The following is a 19,476-nucleotide window of genomic DNA, read 5'->3' on the forward strand; positions in this document are numbered from 1 at the left end:
AAACTTCCGTCAACTTTTGCCCACATTGCCTCGCTACAATGTAATGTATCGAGACGTCTTGCGGCGTCCAGGGTTTGAGTTAGGAACACACCATGACGGACAGCAGTGCTAATCCCCGTAATTACGGCGAGCGTCCGCTGCACGAAGACGATCCGCTGATGGAACTTTCGCGGATCATGGATTTCGGCGCGTCTGCTGATAACAACGTTGCGCCAGGCGATCATCATCGTGAACCGAATTTTGATTCTCGCGATGATGCGCTTTCCTTTGATCTTGAACGCGAGTTACTGGGCGATTTTGGTGAAGATTTGCAGCCGGAAACGCGCGCAGCGCCTTTTGCGCATTCGCCATCCTACGATGGGCATTCCTATCAGGCCGCAGAGACAGAGCTCACAGAAGACGATCTCGCATTTACGCTGGACGAAGAGCTTGATCTTAATCTCGATGCAAACGAGCCGCTTGCAGCCGTCGAATCTTATGAGTTTGTTGAACCCGAGCGTTTAGATTCCAGCACGGCTTATGTTTCTGAACCTGTTGCGCAGGACTATGCGGATTATCGCCCTGCTGCCTATCAGCCGTCAGACAACCTTTATAGCGATGCATATGCAGGCGAACCGGAGCCTGAGATTAATACAGCTTTGGGCGATGACTGGGAAATCCAACCCGCTGAGCCGTTTGAACATAGCGCTGCGAACGCCCCTGTTCACCAGTCCTTGTCGCTGGAAGACGAGCTTGAAAACCTGCTTTTCAGTGATGAGCCACGGCAAACCTATCAAGATCAGCCGGAGCAAGCCGCATCTTTCGCGCCTCAATATGAGGAAAATGTCGCTGAAGTGCCGTTTCATGCAGCGCCAGCGCAATATAACGAAGCAGAGCCTGTTTTCGATAATTTCCAGCTTGAAGATCCGCAAGCTTATGAGCCCGTGGAACGGACAACAAGTTTCGCGCCTGAAACTTATGATGTGCCTCAAACGGCATCTTCAGAAGCTCCGATCTATCCGCACTACACGCTGAGCAATTTTGCGCCTGGTGGTGCAACAGCGGGTGTGCTTTCGGCCGAACCTGCTCAGGTCAACCATGCTAGCTATGAAGATGAGCAAACCGAGCTGAATGATGACTTCTCGTTTGGGGATGATTTCTCTCTGGAGAGTGAAACGGCTTTTGCACCTGTGGCTGCGGAAGCAACGGGGGACGAACTATCCGGCCTCGACGAAATCTCGTTCAATGAAGATGACTTCGGATTTGAGGCTTCCGGTGATGTTTCGTCATCACCGGCAGTAGACGATGCGAACATCTTCACTGAAGAAGACTTCTTCATCGAAGACGATCTGGACTTGTCACCGGAAACCGCTGAAGAGCCCGTCTATGCGCATGCAACGTATAACGAACAGGAACAAACGACGGCTCCATCCTTTACAAATTATGCCGATCCGCGTTCGGCTTTTGCCGCTCCTGCTCCTGAAATCGAAACATTGAGCGTAGCTGACAGCAAGGTCGAGCAAACCCATTCGCTTGATCTGCCTGATGTGAATTACGGCGAAGAAGACCCCGCCGCTTCGTTGACTGATCTGGAAGCCGAGTTTGCGGAAGTTTTCAGCACCATCAATGTCGATGACACAGCTGCGAAAACGGAAGTTCAAAGCGAGGCAGATCGAGCTTTTGAAGATATTTTCCGCGAAAGCGCGTCGTCCTATCTCCCGAATGCGGGTGTAGCAGCGGGTGCAGCACTCGGTGCCGGAGCTGCAGCAGCAGCTTACGGGCGTTATTCGTCTCCAACTCAACCGTCTGCTCCACAAGCCTCGGTTACGGAAACAAGTGCCAGCCAAGATGATTTCTATAATCATTGGGCCGCACAGGGCGCACAGACAATCGAAAACGCAGACTTGGGCACACGTGCTTCCATGCAGCCGGAAGACGATCTGGGCAAGGCTTCGGAAGCCTATCTCAATCGTCCAGTGCGTGGTCGTCGCGGTCTAATTCTGGCAAGTGTTGCTGGTCTCGTAGTGCTTATCGGCGGCATCGGTTACCACTTCCTTGGTGGCAGCGGATCAGGCGAGCCAGTGGTGATTCGCGCCGATAACCAGCCGATCAAGGTCCAGCCTGAAAATCCGGGCGGCGCTACCGTTCCTAATCAGGACAAAGCCGTCTATGATCGCGTTGCAGGTACATTGCCGAACAACCCTGAACAGAAGGCTCTGATTTCGTCCGGTGAGGAGCCTGTGGACCTCGGTGCACAGGATAATGACGTCGGCACCAATGACTTCCAAGAGCCCGGTCAGACGGCGGAGACACCTGCGGCTTCCGGTCAAAACGCGCCTTTGATCCAAACGCGTGAAGTTCAAACAATGATCGTTCGCCCAGATGGCTCCATTGTTCAATCACAAGAACCAGCGAGTGCGCCACAACAGGCGGCGGCGGCAGATGATTCGTCCTTAATCGCACCACCTGCTGAAACCGATGAAATTGCAGCCATTGCCGCAGGAAATGAACCACAGCAATCAACTGTCAATACACCAGCAGCACAGCCTGAACCGGTCGCCCAAACGCCGGCAACGCCTGCAGTACGTGCGCCAGTGGTTCCGTCACGTCCGGCTGAACAGCCGACAAACATTGTTGGAAATGTACCACAGCGTACGCAGACTCAGACAACCGCACCAGCAGCACAGGTCGCTTCGGCCGCAGGTGGTGGATATTTTATCCAGATCGCTTCGCAGCCTTCTGCTGAGCTTGCACAGCAGTCCTATGCCAATATGGCACAGCGCTATGGCAGCGTAATCGGTGGTCGTGCAGTGGACATCAAGCGTGCCGACATTCCAAACAAAGGCACGTATTATCGTGTCCGCGTTCAGGCAGGCTCTAAAGAGGATGCAAATGCACTTTGTGGTCGCTTCAAGGGCGCTGGCGGTAGCTGCTTTGTGACGCAATAAGTGTTGCTAAAGATGATATTTGAAGAGGGCGGCATTGGCCGCCCTTTTTCATATGCTACCATGCGGTGGATTTTTAGTTTAAATCGCTAAAGACCCAAGCGCAAACAGATCAAGGAATGTTGCATGAAAGAGTGCAAGGCGTGGATTGCCGGTGTAGCTGGAACAAAACTGACGCCCGACGAGATAGCCTTTTTCAAAGATGAAAAGCCTTGGGGCTTCATTCTCTTTGCACGCAATGTCGAAAGTCTTGAGCAGGTCGCTGATTTGACAGCGCAATTGCGCGATGTGACAGACCGTCCGCAAACGCCCATATTCATTGATCAGGAAGGGGGGCGCGTTCAGCGTCTTCGTCCGCCACTTGTGCCGAATTATCCTGCGGCTGCTGAAATTGGTGCGATTTATGATCGGGATGCCGAGGCTGGTCTTCGCGCCGCATGGCTTCATGCGCGTCTTCATGCCTTCGATCTTTTAAAAGTCGGCGTCAATGCCGACTGTCTGCCGGTTCTCGACGTGCCGATTGAAGGCGCACATGATGTTATCGGAACGCGCGCCTATTCCAAAAACCCTTATAATGTGGCGGCGATGGGCCGGGCTGCCGCCGAAGGGTTGCTTGCAGGCGGTGTGCTACCAGTGATCAAGCATATGCCCGGTCATGGCCGTGCGTTTAGCGATACGCACAAGGAACTGGCGCGTGTGGATGTTCCGCTTTGTGATCTCATCGCGCATGATTTTGTGCCATTCAAGTCGTTGAATGATCTGCCAATGGCCATGACGGCGCATGTGATCTTCGATTGCATCGACCCGAAGCGCCCATCAACCCTTTCACCAACTGTAATCAACACCATTATTCGCGATGTCATTCAGTTTGATGGACTGGTCATCAGCGACGATATTTCGATGAAAGCTCTCTCGGGCGATCTTGGAGATATAGCCGAAGGCATCACCAATGCAGGCTGCGACATTGTTCTTTATTGCGCAGGCGTGATGGAAGAGCTGGTGAAGGTTGCAGCACGCGTACCGGTGCTCGAAGGGAAACCACGCAAGCGCGCAGACCTTGCAGAAGTCTATGCTGGCGATCCTGATCTCTCAGACGAGCAAGAATTGCGCGACGAGTTTGGACAGATGTTCAACCTGGTAGCTTAATCACCAAGATTTGGTAGATTAGAGTGCATCCCGAAAAGTGTGAAACGGTTTTCGGAAAAAGATGCGCGTTAAAACAAATATTTAGAGCGCTGATCCGATCCAATCAGATTGAAACGTGCTCTAACGCACTGAAATTATCAGTCAGGACAAACGGGTGGCTCAATCGGAAACCGACACAAGTGGCAAAGACGGCATCAATGTGCCGATGGATGCCTTGTGGCAGGATGAAGCCAAACGTCCCGATAAAGAGCCGTCACTGCTGGTTGATGTGCAGGGGTTTGAAGGACCGCTTGATTTGTTGCTGCATCTGGCGCGCAATCAGCGGGTTGATCTTTCGCGCATTTCGGTTCTGGCACTGGCCGAGCAATATCTGGGCTTTGTTGAACAGGCGCAGGCACTCCAACTTGAGCTTGCTGCCGATTATCTCGTCATGGCTGCCTGGCTTGCATATCTCAAATCAAAATTGCTGATTCCCAAGCAGAAGGACGACGATGGAGCGACGGGCGAGGACTTAATTGCTTCGCTGCAATTTCGACTCAAGCGCCTTGAGGCGATGCGGGATGCTGCGGCAAAGCTTGTAAATCGTAACCGGTTGGGCAGGGACGTGTTTGCACGTGGCATGCCTGAATTGGTTGTCGTTGATCGCTCCAGCCAGTTTTCAGCTTCGCTTTATGAGTTGCTGACCGCCTATGCTTCACAACGCCAGCGGCAGGCGGTGTCGCATGTGCAGATCGAAAAGCGCACCGTCTGGTCTTTGAAAGAAGCGCGAGCGGCACTTGTACGCCTGATGGGAGGAAGTGCTGACTGGGTCGCGCTTGACCGCTTTCTCATCAATTATGCGCTGACGCCGCAAGAGCGGGCTTCTGCTTTGGCAAGTTCTTTTGCTGCGAGTCTGGAATTGGTGCGTGAAGGCAAGCTGGAAGTGCGACAAAGCGCACCATTTGAACCAATCTACATGCGGGCATCGGTTGAAATCAGTGAATTTGATGAGGACGACAATGTCTGACATACAGCCGCAAATCCATGATTCTGAAAATCACAACAATCATCCGACCACCACTGATTTGGTCGATGCTGCGCGAATGGTGGAAGCAATCATTTTTGCTTCATCAGAGCCGGTTTCCGAACGTGCTCTTTTGGAGCGCTTGCCGACTGATACGGATATTCCGGCAATCATGGATCATTTGCAAAAAATCTATGATGGACGGGGGGTGCATCTGGTTCAGGTGGGGGCGGCCTGGGCTTTCCGCACGGCACCCGATCTTGGATTTTTGATGAGTCGCGAGACTGTTCAGCAGCGCAAGCTTTCGCGTGCGGCAATGGAAGTGCTCGCAATCATTGCCTATCATCAGCCTGTGACACGCGCAGAACTTGAAGATATTCGCGGCGTTGAAACCTCCAAAGGCACGCTGGATGTTTTGATGGAAACAGGCTGGATAAAATTGCGTGGTCGCCGCCGCACGCCGGGGCGTCCTGTGACCTATGGAACAACGGATACGTTTCTCGATCAGTTCGGCTTGCCGGAGATCCGCGATCTGCCGGGTCTGGAGGAATTGCGTGGGGCGGGGCTTTTATCGGCGCGTATACCATCGAGTTTTTCGGTACCTGTGCCCAATTTAGACCCCGATGAATTGACCGAGGATGAGGAGCCTCTAGAAGATATTGATCTTGAAGGGCTGGGCTTGCTCGCGCCACGCGGAGATTAATAAGCATATCTCTAAAAGATTTTCGGATGGAGGGCTGCGCACAATAAAAAATGAAAGCGTTTGGTTTGGTTCGGGCAATGGGCGAAAGGCTTTCGAAAATTGAGATACAACAAAGAAATTCGTAGTATCTTGGTTCACAGTCATACTTCTGTTTGAAAGATTTGTTGAAAGCGCTTAAATCGTTATCAGCAATAAAGGAATAAGCCGTGGTTCCACGGCAATGAGAGGAATGAAATGGGTAGCTTTTCTATCTGGCACTGGCTGATCGTTCTCGCAGTTGTGCTGCTTCTGTTTGGCCGTGGCAAAATCCCTGAACTGATGGGCGACGTTGCCAAAGGCATTAAGAACTTCAAGCAGGGCATGAATGACGAAGATGCCAAGGACGATGCCAAGGCTGATTCACGTACAATTGATGCCAAGGCGGATGAAACCGTCAACGACGTCAAGAAGACGACAAAGTCCTGATTTCATGTGGAATCGGCTGCGTGCAGTTGTGTACGCAGCATTTTCTGGCATGTTAGTAGGATCCCGAAAATTACAGACCAGTTTTCGTGGTGGATCATACTCAGTATCGACAGGTTGATTGCATCGGCACTTTAATTGAGAGTGCGTTGTGAATTGGATTGCGGTTTTCCGCCGAAAGACGGGACGCGCGCATCATTGGAGCTCATCCCGAAAAGTCTGAAACGGTTTTCGGAAAAGATGTGCGTTGAAATATATGATTAGAGCGCCGATCTGATCCCAATCAGATCTCAACGCGCTCTAAGCGCGGAGTATCAAATATGTTGGATATCGGTTGGTCTGAACTGCTGATAATCGCGATTGTCATGATCGTGGTGGTTGGCCCCAAAGATTTGCCGAAGATGCTCAGGGCTTTCGGGAAGGCGACTTCGCGTATGCGCAGTACAGCCAATGAGTTTCGTAATCAGTTTAACGAAGCTTTGAAAGAAGCTGAACTCGAAGACGTCAAGAACATCGTCGATGAGGCACGCAAGCTTGATCCGCGCTCGAAGCTTACACAGGTCTTCGATCCCATTCGCAGTGCCGGTGAGGATATTCGTGCAGGCCTTCAGTCTACGACGTCTATGTCGCCGTCTGAGCCTGCAAATATTGCCGAAGTGACTATGCCGGTTGAGGCAAATGGCGCGACTGTTCCGGTTGAAGCGCCCGCTGAAAAGCCTGTCGTCAAGCCAAAGGCGATGAAGCCAAAGGTGGCGCGCAAGAAGGCACCAGCTGCTTCGGTAGAGGACATTTCAGGCTTATCTGCGCCCGAAAAAGCCAAGACGGCACCGGCTAAAACAACAAAGCCTAAAGCTACCGCTGTTGCAAAAGCTGCTGCGCCCAAACAAGCAGCTCCAGCAAAGCCATCAGCACCGAAGGCTGCGGCCTCTGCTGCAAAAAAGACCACGAAAAAGACGACTGAAAAGACAGGAAGCAAAGCGTGAAACGGGATGAGGCAGAAATTGAACAGAGCGCCGCGCCTCTGCTCGAACACCTGATTGAACTGCGCCGCCGCCTAATCTGGGCGATTTTGGCGTTTTTCATCGCCTTTGTGGTCTGTTTTGCCTTCGCAAAGCACCTCTTCAATTTGCTCGTCTTGCCTTACCAGTGGGCAATTGACTGGGCAGGAATGGATCGCTCAAAGGCAGAGCTTATCTATACGGCACCGCAGGAATTCTTTTTCACGCAGGTCAAGGTTGCCATGTTTGGCGGCATTGTGCTGGCTTTTCCGATCATCGCCGCACAGATTTACAAGTTTGTAGCTCCGGGTCTTTACAAGCATGAGCGCATGGCATTTCTGCCTTTTCTCATTGCTTCACCGGTACTGTTTCTGATTGGCGGCGCACTCGTTTATTTCTTCTTTACGCCAATGGTGATGTGGTTCTTCCTCGCCATGCAGCAGAGCGGCGGGAATGGCGAAGTTCAGATTTCGCTTCTGCCGAAGGTTTCTGAATATCTGAGTCTCATCATGACGCTCATTTTTGCCTTTGGTCTCGTTTTTCAGTTGCCGGTTATCACGAGCCTGATGGCGCGTGTCGGGCTTGTCACGTCCCAAGGCTTGAAAGATAAGCGCAAATACGCGATCGTTATCGCTTTCGTTGTGGCGGCAGTTCTCACGCCACCCGATCCTGCCAGCCAGATCGGTCTTGCCATCCCTGCGATCCTTCTCTACGAGATTTCCATCATATTGGCTCGGATGATCGAAAAGCAGCGAGAAGGGGCGAAGGATGACGTTGACGCCGAAGACAGCGCTTCCACTTCCTGATCCGGACATATGTTAAACAGAGGCTGCATGATCGCAGCCTCTCTTGTTGTTAATTTCATGAAACGGCTTTTCCCATGCTCGACATCAAATGGATTCGCGAAAACCCTGAAGCTTTTGACAATGCGCTTGCTAAGCGCGGTGCAGGGCCGCTCTCGTCCGAACTGATCGCACTGGATGAAAAGCGTCGTGAGCATGTCAGCAAGGTTCAGGCTGCACAGGAACGCCGCAATGCGGCTTCCAAGGAAATCGGCAAAGCCATGGCCGAAAAAGATGCAGCGACCGCCGATAAGCTCAAGGCCGAAGTTGGTGAATTAAAGACCTTTCTTACCGATGCCGAGGAAGAAGAGCGCCGCCTCATCCGTGAACTCAATGACGCGCTTTCACGTTTACCGAACGTTCCGGCAGACGATGTGCCGCTCGGCGAAGATGAGGCCGGAAATGTTGAAATCCGCCGTGTTGGAAGTCAGCGCAATTTCTCGTTTGAGCCCAAAGAGCATTATGAGCTTGGCGAGGCGCTTGGCTATATGGATTTTGAGCGAGCAGCAAAGATTGCCGGTGCGCGTTTCACTGTTTTGAAAGGCCCACTTGCGCGTCTTGAACGCGCGCTGGGTCAGTTTATGCTCAACCTGCACACAGAAGAACATGGCTATACCGAAACCATGCCGCCTTTGATGGTGCGTGATGAAGCCGTGTACGGCACAGCCCAGCTGCCCAAGTTTTCGGAAGACCTGTTTCGCACCACAGACGGGCGCTGGCTCATTCCAACAGCGGAAGTGCCGCTGACCAATCTGGTTGCCGATGAAATCGTTGACGTTAAGACCCTGCCGCAGCGCTATACGGCGCTCACGCCTTGTTTCCGTTCAGAAGCGGGTTCTGCCGGTCGCGATACCCGCGGTATGCTGCGTCAGCACCAGTTCCTGAAAGTGGAGATGGTGACAATTTCGGATGCCGATAGCTCGATTGCTGAGCATGAGCGCATGACGGCCTGTGCGGAAGAGGTGCTTAAGCGTCTCGGTCTGCCATTCCGCACGGTTGTTCTGTGCACCGGCGATATGGGCTTTGGCGCACAGAAGACCTACGACATTGAAGTCTGGATGCCCGGCCAAAATGCTTACCGCGAAATTTCAAGCTGCTCGATTTGCGGTGATTTTCAGGGTCGCCGTATGAATGCGCGTTATCGCCCGGAAGGCGAAAAGGGTACGCGCTATGTTTATACACTGAATGGCTCCGGCGTTGCTGTCGGACGTGCGCTCATAGCCGTGATGGAGAATTACCAACAAGAAGATGGCAGCATTCATATTCCTGAAGCACTACAGCCATACATGGGCGGGCTGACGCGCATTGAGAAAGCTGCCTAACCCAATACATTTAAAGATCTCGATCAAGGAGTGACGACGTGCGAATTCTGCTGACGAACGATGACGGTATCCATGCTGAAGGCCTCGCAGTTCTGGAGCGAATCGCACGCCAAATCTCCGATGATGTTTGGGTGGTTGCTCCTGAAACAGACCAGAGCGGTCTTGCACATTCTTTGACTCTGTCCGAACCACTCCGCTTGCGTCAGATTGATGAGCGTCATTTTGCACTGCGCGGTACGCCGACAGATTGCGTCATCATGGGTGTGCGCCATGTGCTGCCGGAAGTGCCAGACCTCATACTTTCGGGCGTCAATTCCGGTGCGAATATGGCCGATGATGTGACCTATTCGGGCACTGTTGCAGGTGCAATCGAAGGCACGCTTCTTGGTGTTAAATCAATCGCACTGTCGCAGGAATATGATTACGATGACGGGCTTCGTGTTCTGCCGTGGGAAACAGCAGAAACGCACGCGCCAACACTGATCAAGAAATTGATCGAAGCTGGTTGGCCGGAAGGCGTTCTGATCAATTTGAATTTCCCAAATTGTGCACCCGATGCAGTCCAAGGCACACGCGTCACCGCACAGGGAAAACTGAGCCATGATGCACGTCTTGATGAGCGTCGCGATGGTCGCGGTTTCCCATATTTCTGGCTACAGTTTGGCCGTATGAAAGCGGAAGTTGCAGCGGACAGCGATGTCGCCGCAATTAAAGATGACTATATTTCCGTAACACCGCTTCAGCTTGATCTGACTGCACACAAAGTTCGCGCTGAACTGAGCAAGGCACTTGGGGTTGAAGCATGAATCAGGCTGTGTCTGAACGCCCGCAGCTTTCGGACAGGGAAGGATTTGCATCCTTCGTCATGCGCATGCGAGCGCGGGGCATCAATGATGCCCGGCTCTTTGCAGCAATTGAATTGACGCCGCGCCAGAGTTTTATGGGTTCTGCGTGGGGGCATATGGCGTTTAGCCAGCGCACTGTGCCGCTTGATTGCGGTGAATATATTGAAGGCATTGACGATCAGGCACGAGTTATCGCTTCATTGAATTTGGAGCCGGGCCATCGTGTTCTGGAAATAGGCACAGGTTCCGGGTTTTCAGCCGCAGTTATGTCGATGCTGTCGGGCCGTGTTACAACGGTCGAGCGCTATCGCAAATTATGTGACCGTGCCTTGCAGCAATTTGTGACGCTCAAGCGCGAAAATATCATGGTCAAACATGCTGATGGTCGCCATGGCATGCCGGGTGGTCCCTTCGATCGCATCGTGATTTGGCTGGCTTGTGAAGATATTCCGCGTCATTTCATAGAGCTTCTGGCAACGCATGGCGTGCTGGTTGCACCCATAGGGCCGGGCGATGGTCAGCAAATCGTGACGCGCATTGCCAAGGTCGGTAGCCGTTTTGAGCAGGAGAACATCATGCCTGTACGCTACCAGCCCTTTATCGAAGGCATGTCCGCGGTTTTGTGACCTTATGGTATCCAATTGGTGAATAATTTTTCGAAGAATTAGCTCTTCTTAACGGTCGAGTAACATTAACGGGTTTTAATGAGTCCAAGTGAGTTTCAGAGTATGGGCGAGTTGAACATGCGTTTTCCAATATTGCAGCATACGTCCGAACGTCTCCTGCGGAATGCAGCGATCGTTCTGATTGCCGGTTTTGGTGCAGGGTGCAGCGCCGATACGATGCGCTTCACCGATGGGCTTTTTACCGGGTCCACATCCAACCAGCAGCGAGTTGTGCAACAGTCGGCCAGCAATAATTATCCGCCGGTTGCAGCTATTCAGCCTGCTTCAAGTGGGTCGGTTCAGCGCAACAGTTTGCCTCCGGTGGGTTCTGCACCTGTTGCTGCCACGCAGGCACAGAATCAGGTCAATCAGGCACAAAACGTTGCGGCCAATCGGGTGAATGGTGCTGTGAATAGCACGACGACCCAGGTCGCAAGTGCTGCAGGCACGGCAGTTAATGCAAATTCCAAAGTTTTGGGACAATTGCCATCGACTGCAGACGGTGTGCCACTTCCTGCTGCTAGTCATACTCCGGCACCTCAGGTGCAATCGCCAGTTGCAGCTCCACAGACTGCTGCGGCAGGTGGGGGGTACACGGTCAAGTCGGGCGAATCGCTTTTCTCAATCGCGCAGAAGCATAACGTGCCGGTCGAGCAGCTTAAGCAGGCCAATGGTCTAACCAACGGTGCCATCCGTGTCGGTCAGAATCTGGTCATCCCAACCGCAGCAGGTGCAGCTACTCAGGTTGCAGCCACGTCACCTCAGTCGGTGAAGCCAGCCGCAGCAGCCCCCGTGCAAACCGCCTCAATTGCTCCAAACGAAGCATCAAACGTGAAGCCTTACACGCCGCCGCAGGCGAGCAACAAGGTCATCGAAGATGCTGAAAAGGATCAGGCCGCAGCTCCATCCTCGACAGGCATTTCGCAGATGCGCTGGCCGGTGCGTGGTCGGGTGCTCACAAGCTTCGGTCAACGCGATGGCACATCGGTTAATGACGGCATAGACATTATGGTGCCGGAAGGCACGGCCGTTAAAGCTGCCGAAAATGGCGTCGTCATCTATGCCGGCGATGGTTTGAAGGAATTCGGTCAGACTGTTCTGATCCGCCACGACAATGGCCTTGTGACTGTTTACGGCCACAACAGCCAGATCTTGGTGCAGCGTGGCCAGAAGGTCCGCCGCGGCGAGGATATTGCGAAGTCCGGCATGAGTGGCAACGCAAAATCACCGAAGCTGCACTTTGAAGTGCGTAAGAATTCGTCGCCGGTCAATCCTTCCAAGTACTTGGAAACCTGATCGAATTGAAATCTAAGAAGTAAAAAAAGGCGGGTCTCAGACCCGCCTTATTTGCATTAGAACGTTTGCCGCGCGTCTGATCCGAAAACCGCCTCACACTTTTCGGGATGCGCTCTACATCGCCTTGCCAAGTCGGCCAGCGAGATCCTGAATATATTGCCACGCAACACGTCCCGAACGGTTTCCGCGTGTGGTAGCCCAGGTCAGTGCTTCTGCATGAATTTTCTGCGGGTCATAGTCGAGCTTGTAATAGGTGACATAGCCATCGACCATGGCCAAATAGTCATCCTGACTGCACTTATGAAAACCGAGCCACAGGCCAAAGCGATCTGACAGCGATACTTTTTCTTCAATCGCTTCTGATGGATTGACCGCCGTTGAGCGTTCATTGTCGATCATATCACGTGGCATCAAATGCCGACGATTGGACGTTGCATAAAAAATCACATTGTCTGGGCGACCTTCGACCCCCCCTTCCAGCGCTGCTTTAAGCGATTTGTAGGACGTGTCATCATGATCGAATGAGAGATCATCGCAAAACAGGATGAAACGATAAGGCGTTTCCTTAATGAGGTTCATCAGGGCAGGCAGGCTGTCGATGTCTTCACGATGAATTTCGACAAGCTTGAGAGGCAGTTTGTCGACCTGTTCGGCATTGACGCTAGCCTGTGCGGCTTTGACGAGCGATGATTTGCCCATACCGCGTGCGCCCCAGAGCAGAACATTGTTCGCTGGAAAGCCATTGGCAAAGCGGCGTGTATTATCGACAAGCTGGTCTCGCACCAGATCGACGCCGCGAATAAGCCCAATATCGACGCGATTAACACGTTTAACGGCATCAAGCGTTAGTCGCTCCGGCGCCCAGACGAAGCAATCAGCCGATTCAAGATCGGGTACGCTCGGTTGTGGCGGTGCAATACGCTCAATTGCTGCGATCAGGCGGTCGAGTTTCTGGCTGAGTATGTTTTCGGTCGTCATTCCATCCCCTCATATAATGCGGAGGAGGGCTTAACATGCCACAGCTGGCAGGAAAAGTGTGCGACCTTGGCGCAGGAGTGGCTTCGCCGGTTGCAATTGGTTCACTAACCATTGTAATGCCATGAAGAATTTGTCTTCAAGACTTCAGAGGAGTTCCTAATGTTTGTAACACCGGCTTATGCACAAGCCTCCGGCGGCCTTGGCGGGCCAGACATGCTCATGAGCATTCTGCCTTTCGTTCTGATTTTTGTTATCATGTATTTCCTGATCATCCGTCCACAGCGGACTCAGATGAAGAAGCGTCAGGAGATGCTCGCAGCAGTTCGTCGCGGGGATACGGTTGTGACGGGTGGTGGCATTGTGGGTAAGGTCCAGAAGGTCCACGAAGACGGCGAACTCGACGTTGAAATCGCTGAAGGCGTTAAGATTCGCGTTCTGCGCAGCGCTCTTTCGGAAGTGCGCGTTAAGGGCGAACCAGTCGCCGATAACAAGAATAAGTAATTTTTTACCATAAAACGAGCCCCGGTAAGGATTCCATAACCGGGGCTTGTTCATTATCGTGATGCAAATTCGAAGCGATTTGCATTCATTAGGGTCAGATGGCGTCGAATAGCGATGCAGTCAGACATGCGTTCTTCCAGCCAAAACGGAATTGCTGCTCGATGCTTTATTTTTCACGTTGGAAATCGGCTCTGATCTGGTTGGCAATCATCGCCAGCTTCATCATCGCTTCGCCTAATTTTTTCTCGCGTGAAACACTGGCAAATCTGCCCGGATTTTTGCCAACGAAGCAGGTGGCACTTGGGCTTGATCTGTCCGGTGGTTCCCGGCTTGTCCTTCAGGTGCAGACTGCTGGCAGGGGCGACCTTGATCGCACCAAAGAAATTATGCGCCAGCGCCTTGAAGAACTGGGCTATGGCGATCCGATTGTTGAGGAAGAGGGACGCAACCGCATTCGTGTTGAAGTACCCGGCCTTTATGATGCGCAGCTTCTCAAAGATATTCTCAGTATTCGTGGCAATCTTTCGTTCCGTGCGGTTGATGACAGCATGTCACCCGACGACGCGATCCGCGGTACACCTCCTGCTGATAGCACCATCATCTATTCCTATGATGATCCGCCTGTCGGCTATCTCGTTAAAAACGAGCCTGTTTTCACTGGTGAGGATGTCACCGACGCTAAAGCCACACTAGCCGAAGACGATAACGAGCCCATCATTACGCTAACGCTTGATGAGAAAGGACGCAGTGCACTTGCTGCTGCGACCGCTCAGGCGACAGAAAAGACATTTGCAATTGTTGTCGATAACCAGGTCGTATCGGCCCCGGTTGTCAATGAACCGCTTGATACCGATGAATTACAGATTTCTGGTGCGTTCGACCTGCAATCAGCCAACAATATGTCGGTTGTTTTGCGTTCGGGTGCGTTGCCCAAGGCAGTAACGGTTCTTGAGGAACGCACAATCGCGTCGGCCCTCGGTGATGATTACGCAAGTGCAGCCGTTTCTGCAGCGCTTCTGGCTGCGCTCCTTGTCGGCCTGTTCATGGTGCTGTCGTATGGCATCCTTGGCGTGATCGCCATGGTCGCACTCGCAGTCAATATGATCATTCTGGTCGCGATCATATCGCTGATCGGCGCATCCATTACACTCGCAAGCGTTGCCGGTATTGTACTGATCATCGGCATGGCAGTTGATGCGAATATCCTGATTTATGAACGCGTGCGCGAAGATCGGCGCAAAGGCTATTCCGTTGTTCAGGCGATGGAATCAGGCTTTTACCGCGCGCTTTCAACGATTGTTGACGCCAATCTCACAACGATGATTGCGGCATTGGTGCTGTTCCTGATGGGGTCTGGCCCGGTTCATGGCTTTGCACTCACCGTGACGATCGGTATTCTGACAACGCTGTTTACAACGCTTACCTTCACACGCTTGCTGATCGCGCAATGGGTGCGCACGGCAAAGCCAAAGGAAATCCCCAAGCGTCGCCTGAAATTGGTGCCAACCGTCACACATATTCCGTTCATGCGTCTTCAATTCGTAACGCTTGGTATCTCGGTTCTGGCTTCCGCAATCGTTGTCGCACTTTTCGTCAATATTGGCTTCAATTACGGCATTGATTTCCGTGGTGGTTCGATGGTCGAATTGCAGGCGCGTAGCGGCGATGCAAATCTGCCCGATATTGAAGAACGCATGAGCGAACTCAATATCGACAGCGCGCGCGTTCTGCCCGCCAAATCGCCACGCTCTGCCCTTGTCATCATCGGCAGTCAGGAAGTGGGCGACGATGCCGAACAGACGGTTGCAGTGAAACTGCGGGGCGAGTTCGAGCAGGATTATTCGTTCCAGCGTGTTGAAGTGGTTGGCCCCACGGTTTCAGAGCAGCTTTCACAGGCCGGGCTTCTGGCGCTGTTCCTGTCGCTTGCCGGTATTTTCGTCTATGTCTGGGTGAGATTCCGCTGGCAACTGGCACTTGGTGCGGTGCTATCCACTTTGCACGACGTTATTATTCTGGCTGGCGTTTTCATTGTTTTCCGAATGGAATTCAATCTGTGGAGTGTCGCAGCTGTCCTCACGATTATTGGTTATTCATTGAACGATACCATCGTGATCTATGACCGCGTGCGTGAAAATCTGCGCCGTTATAGCAGTGCGCCATTGCCCGCGATTATCGATGCCTCGATCAATCAGACCCTGTCGCGTACCTTGCCGACAGCCTTTGTGACTTTCATTGCGCATATTCCGCTCTATATGTTTGGTGGAGCCGATATTCGGATGTTCGCGCTCGCATTGAGCGTCGGTATTATCGTTGCGACTTATTCTTCGATCTTTATTGCAGCACCTCTGCTTGTGCAGTTTGGCCTCAAGCCGCGTGTAGCCGATGGAGATGATACGATGGGCGATGACCTTGCGCAGTCGCTCAATCTGGAAAATTAGAGCGCATCCCGAAAAGTGTGAAACGGTTTTCGGATAAGATGCGGGTAAAATCAAAGCGCATCCCGTAAAGTGTGAAGCGATTTTCGGACAAAGATGCGCGCAAAACAAATGGATAGAGCATTTCTAATGACTCAATCTAAACTGGAAATGCTCTGAGATGGCCAAAGGCATAGAAATCCGCGAAGCCCATTTTCCGGGCCGTGCACCCATTGATGCGTATGGCAATGGCGGTTTTCGCTTTGCCGATATGTCGCATATTGGGTCTATACTTTGCCTGCCGTCTGGCATTCATGGCTGGGAGCCGCAGACACCACCGATTATTTCGCGTCACGACCTTGGTGCTATTTTAGAACAGGCAAGTGACATCGAAATTCTGTTGGTTGGCACTGGCATGGATCTGCGACGCATCCCGGAAGATGTACGTGCTATCCTTCGCGAACATCGTATTTCGTCTGATCCGATGAGCACGGGTGCAGCAGTGCGCACTTATAATGTGCTGCTCGCAGAAGATCGCGCGGTTGCGGCGGCACTGATTGCGGTAGACTGATATTCATGAACCAGAATGAGGAACATTGCCTTGCGCTTCTGCGCGAAGCGGACAAGGATCGTTATCTTTCAGTGCTTTATGCGCCGGAAGAGAAACGCGGCGCGCTCGCAGCCCTTTATGCATTCAATGCAGAAATTGCCCGCATTCGCGATCTTGTGCACGAACCATTGCCCGGCGAAGTGCGTTTGCAATGGTGGCGCGATCTCATCAATGGTGAAGAGCGTGGAAGTGCGGATGCCCATCCGGTTGCAGCAGCGTTGGTTGAGACGATCACCCGTTATGAACTGCCACGCAACGCTTTCGACAATTATTGCGAAGCACGCATTTTCGATCTCTACGACGATCCAATGCCAAGCCGCAACGATCTTGAAGGTTATTGTGGTGAAACTGCTTCTGCTCTTATCCAGCTTGCGGGCTTTATTCTCGACCGCGATGCAGCACAATCGCATACCGAGACGGCAGGTCATGCAGGGGTTGCACAATCTGTGACGGGTCTGCTGCGGCTTATGCCAATCCATCGTCGCCGAGGACAGGTCTATGTTCCAGCCGATATGTTGCAGGCCGTGGGCGTCACGCGTGATGCGTTTCTCACCAATGATGACAAGTCCGCGCATCAGCGTGTTATCAGCGTTATGACGGCTTTAGCGCGCGAACATCTTTCGGTTTTCGAGACGGCCAAAAAGGATTTGCCAAAAACTCTGGCACCGGCCTTTTTGCCAATGGCGCTTGTACCGGCATATCTGAATGCGATCGAACGAATGGGCGAAAAAGCAGTCGATGAAGTGGCCGATCTCTCGGCGTTGCGCAAACAATGGCTTATGTTTAAGGCTGGATTCTAAAAAATAGGGCCGATTTCTCGTTTAAGGAAACGGCCCTATTTTATAAATCATGATTCACTTTCAAGCCATTGCCTGAAATCTGCTAGCGCACGTGCAGACAGAGCGCGCTTTTTCGCAATCGTCTTTTCCTTGCCGCGAAGACGCTTACCTTCGGTCTTAGGAACTTCGATTGGCGGGAACAGGCCAAAATTCACATTCATCGGCTGGAACGAACGCTTGCCAGGTTCGGCATCGTCGGCAACGATGTGACCGCCAGTAATGTGGCCGAGCAGTGCGCCAAAAGCAGTGGTTACCGGTGGTGCAATTGGTGTTTTGCCAAGCTTTTCAGCCGCTGTGAAGCGTCCAGCCAGAAGACCAATGGCTGATGATTCGACATAGCCCTCGCAGCCCGTAATCTGACCTGCAAAGCGCACGCTCTCACGTGATTTGAGACGGAGCACATTATCAAGCAGCACTGGTGAGTTGAGGTAGGTATTGCGGTGCAATCCACCGAGACGCGCAAATTCTGCATTTTCCAAACCGGGAATCATCTTGAAAATGCCGGTCTGCGAGCCGTATTTAAGCTTCGTCTGGAAACCGACCATATTATAGAGCGTGCCCAACGCATTATCCTGACGCAATTGCACGACCGCATATGCTTTCACTGTAGGATTATGCTCGTTGGTGAGACCCATCGGCTTCATCGGACCATGACGCAAGGTTTCAGCCCCGCGTTCGGCCATCACTTCAATTGGCAGACATCCATCGAAATAGGGCGTACCTTCCCATTCCTTAAACTCGGTCGTGTCGCCCTCAATGAGGGCAGCAACAAAAGCCTCATACTGCTCCTTGTCCATAGGGCAGTTGATATAATCCTTGCCAGTGCCGCCCGGTCCGACCTTGTCATAACGCGACTGGAACCAGCAGACATCCATATTGATCGAATCAAAATGCAAAATCGGTGCAATAGCATCAAAAAATGCCAGCGCATCGGCGCCGGTTTGTGCCTGAATTGATTCTGCCAGTGACGGAGCGGTCAAAGGGCCGGTCGCGACAATCGACGTGCCCCATTCTTCCGGTGGCAGGCCGGTCACTTCCTCGCGCTCAATGGTGATGAGCGGATGCGCTTCGAGTTTCGAAGTCACTGCCTGCGAAAAGCCTTCGCGATCAACTGCCAGAGCACCGCCGGCCGGAACCTGATGCGCATCGGCACAAGCCATGATCAGCGAGCCTGCTAGGCGCATTTCGGCATGCAACACGCCAACGGCGTTGGTTTCAGCATCATCCGAGCGGAAAGAATTCGAGCAGACAAGCTCGGCAAGCTGCTCTGTCTTATGCGCATCGGTGCCGCGAACGGGGCGCATTTCATGCAGAATGACCGGAACGCCGGCTTGCGCGATTTGCCATGCGGCTTCCGAGCCTGCAAGGCCGCCGCCAACGATATGTACGGGGGAGAGATTTGTATCTTTTAACATGGCAAACCCAATACCGTTTTTGCCTGTCGCCTTCAATGGGAAGAGAAGCACAAAAACAAATGGCATCCGGCGCGGGAGGAGGTGCGACGGATGCCATTATTGTCAGACCGAAACTTGGGAGGGAATCCGGTCTTGTTACCGCAAAGCTTGGGAGGAGGAGTGCTTTGCGATAAACTAGGCCTGATGGGAGGAGGATTCAGGCCTAGCAAATCTGAATTTCGTTTAGCGTCCCTTGGACTTAACGACCTTTAGACTGGCGCGCTACATATGGAATGTCTGCGCGGGAAATGCCAAGGTCGTTGAGTTCGCGAGTCGAGAGCTGGTTCAGCTCGTTGACAGTATCGCGGTAACGGCGCCAGTTGTTGTAAGAGCGTACGAGGTTCATGGTATTATTCCTTCATCGTTGAGGAACTGGTTGTTCAATTCATCTTGTCTGCTGCACATTATATAACCCATTGTTTTCGCTACTTGCAGACACGAGTTTGCATAGCTGCCTTGCGGGTTCTGCACGAC

At 52.5% G+C, this 19,476-nt stretch carries 18 protein-coding genes; 15 read left to right on the forward strand and 3 right to left on the reverse strand.

What is annotated here, in order from left to right; all coding sequences use genetic code 11:
• The first annotated feature begins 92 nt into the window (after positions 1 to 92).
• The 11 genes from CEV31_RS10860 (at position 93) to dipM (ending at position 12,206) form a co-directional block, all read left to right on the forward strand.
• Positions 93 to 2,927 (forward strand): SPOR domain-containing protein, encoded by a 2,835-nt coding sequence (locus CEV31_RS10860; RefSeq protein ID WP_094507063.1) that lies wholly within the window; start codon positions 93 to 95, stop codon positions 2,925 to 2,927.
• A 123-nt stretch (positions 2,928 to 3,050) separates the two neighbouring features.
• Positions 3,051 to 4,070, forward strand: a complete 1,020-nt coding sequence (nagZ, locus tag CEV31_RS10865; protein WP_094507064.1) for a beta-N-acetylhexosaminidase — start codon at positions 3,051 to 3,053, stop codon at positions 4,068 to 4,070.
• 205 nt (positions 4,071 to 4,275) lie between these two features.
• On the forward strand, positions 4,276 to 5,076 hold the full coding sequence (locus CEV31_RS10870) for a segregation and condensation protein A (protein ID WP_374846885.1): 801 nt from the start codon (positions 4,276 to 4,278) through the stop codon (positions 5,074 to 5,076).
• Positions 5,069 to 5,776 (forward strand): SMC-Scp complex subunit ScpB, encoded by a 708-nt coding sequence (gene scpB / locus CEV31_RS10875; protein WP_094507066.1) that lies wholly within the window; start codon positions 5,069 to 5,071, stop codon positions 5,774 to 5,776. The genes CEV31_RS10870 and scpB overlap by 8 nt, the downstream gene beginning before the upstream one ends.
• A gap of 234 nt (positions 5,777 to 6,010) precedes the next feature.
• The gene (locus CEV31_RS10880) at positions 6,011 to 6,241 is read left to right on the forward strand and encodes a twin-arginine translocase TatA/TatE family subunit (RefSeq protein ID WP_094507067.1); all 231 of its coding nucleotides are present in this window, start codon (positions 6,011 to 6,013) and stop codon (positions 6,239 to 6,241) included.
• Positions 6,242 to 6,558: 317 nt separating this feature from the next.
• Positions 6,559 to 7,221 (forward strand): Sec-independent protein translocase protein TatB, encoded by a 663-nt coding sequence (gene tatB, locus CEV31_RS10885; RefSeq protein WP_094507068.1) that lies wholly within the window; start codon positions 6,559 to 6,561, stop codon positions 7,219 to 7,221.
• Positions 7,218 to 8,042: a twin-arginine translocase subunit TatC gene (tatC, locus tag CEV31_RS10890; RefSeq protein ID WP_094507069.1), complete on the forward strand. Its 825-nt coding sequence runs from the start codon at positions 7,218 to 7,220 to the stop codon at positions 8,040 to 8,042. Before tatB ends, tatC begins: the two co-directional genes overlap by 4 nt.
• Before the next feature lie 74 nt (positions 8,043 to 8,116).
• Entirely contained in the window at positions 8,117 to 9,400 is a 1,284-nt protein-coding gene (gene serS / locus CEV31_RS10895) for a serine--tRNA ligase (protein WP_094507070.1), read from the forward strand.
• A gap of 38 nt (positions 9,401 to 9,438) precedes the next feature.
• Positions 9,439 to 10,206, forward strand: coding sequence for a 5'/3'-nucleotidase SurE (surE, locus tag CEV31_RS10900; RefSeq protein WP_094507071.1), 768 nt, complete (start codon positions 9,439 to 9,441; stop codon positions 10,204 to 10,206).
• Positions 10,203 to 10,871 (forward strand): protein-L-isoaspartate(D-aspartate) O-methyltransferase, encoded by a 669-nt coding sequence (locus CEV31_RS10905; RefSeq protein WP_094507072.1) that lies wholly within the window; start codon positions 10,203 to 10,205, stop codon positions 10,869 to 10,871. The genes surE and CEV31_RS10905 overlap by 4 nt, the downstream gene beginning before the upstream one ends.
• A 102-nt stretch (positions 10,872 to 10,973) precedes the next feature.
• Positions 10,974 to 12,206 (forward strand): cell division endopeptidase DipM, encoded by a 1,233-nt coding sequence (dipM, locus tag CEV31_RS10910; RefSeq protein WP_094507073.1) that lies wholly within the window; start codon positions 10,974 to 10,976, stop codon positions 12,204 to 12,206.
• A gap of 114 nt (positions 12,207 to 12,320) precedes the next feature.
• Here dipM and CEV31_RS10915 read toward each other — a convergent pair whose 3' ends face one another.
• Positions 12,321 to 13,184, reverse strand: a complete 864-nt coding sequence (locus CEV31_RS10915; protein WP_094507074.1) for an ATP-binding protein — start codon at positions 13,182 to 13,184, stop codon at positions 12,321 to 12,323.
• Positions 13,185 to 13,343: 159 nt separating this feature from the next.
• On the opposite strand from CEV31_RS10915, the gene yajC reads away from it, so the two are divergent.
• The 4 genes from yajC (at position 13,344) to CEV31_RS10935 (ending at position 17,509) form a co-directional block, all read left to right on the forward strand.
• Positions 13,344 to 13,685, forward strand: a complete 342-nt coding sequence (gene yajC, locus CEV31_RS10920) for a preprotein translocase subunit YajC (protein ID WP_094507075.1) — start codon at positions 13,344 to 13,346, stop codon at positions 13,683 to 13,685.
• Between the two features lie 98 nt (positions 13,686 to 13,783).
• Entirely contained in the window at positions 13,784 to 16,123 is a 2,340-nt protein-coding gene (secDF, locus tag CEV31_RS10925) for a protein translocase subunit SecDF (protein ID WP_094507076.1), read from the forward strand.
• A 157-nt stretch (positions 16,124 to 16,280) separates the two neighbouring features.
• Entirely contained in the window at positions 16,281 to 16,670 is a 390-nt protein-coding gene (locus CEV31_RS10930; protein ID WP_094507077.1) for an Mth938-like domain-containing protein, read from the forward strand.
• A 5-nt stretch (positions 16,671 to 16,675) separates the two neighbouring features.
• The gene (locus tag CEV31_RS10935; RefSeq protein ID WP_094507078.1) at positions 16,676 to 17,509 is read left to right on the forward strand and encodes a phytoene/squalene synthase family protein; all 834 of its coding nucleotides are present in this window, start codon (positions 16,676 to 16,678) and stop codon (positions 17,507 to 17,509) included.
• Positions 17,510 to 17,556: 47 nt separating this feature from the next.
• Here CEV31_RS10935 and trmFO read toward each other — a convergent pair whose 3' ends face one another.
• Both trmFO and CEV31_RS10945 read right to left on the reverse strand, forming a co-directional pair.
• Positions 17,557 to 18,963, reverse strand: a complete 1,407-nt coding sequence (gene trmFO, locus CEV31_RS10940) for a methylenetetrahydrofolate--tRNA-(uracil(54)-C(5))-methyltransferase (FADH(2)-oxidizing) TrmFO (protein ID WP_094507329.1) — start codon at positions 18,961 to 18,963, stop codon at positions 17,557 to 17,559.
• 238 nt (positions 18,964 to 19,201) lie between these two features.
• Positions 19,202 to 19,348, reverse strand: a complete 147-nt coding sequence (locus tag CEV31_RS10945; protein ID WP_094507079.1) for a DUF1127 domain-containing protein — start codon at positions 19,346 to 19,348, stop codon at positions 19,202 to 19,204.
• Positions 19,349 to 19,476 lie beyond the last annotated feature (128 nt).

Origin of the sequence: Brucella thiophenivorans, assembly GCF_002252445.1 — a bacterium.
GTDB classification, from domain to species: domain Bacteria; phylum Pseudomonadota; class Alphaproteobacteria; order Rhizobiales; family Rhizobiaceae; genus Brucella; species Brucella thiophenivorans.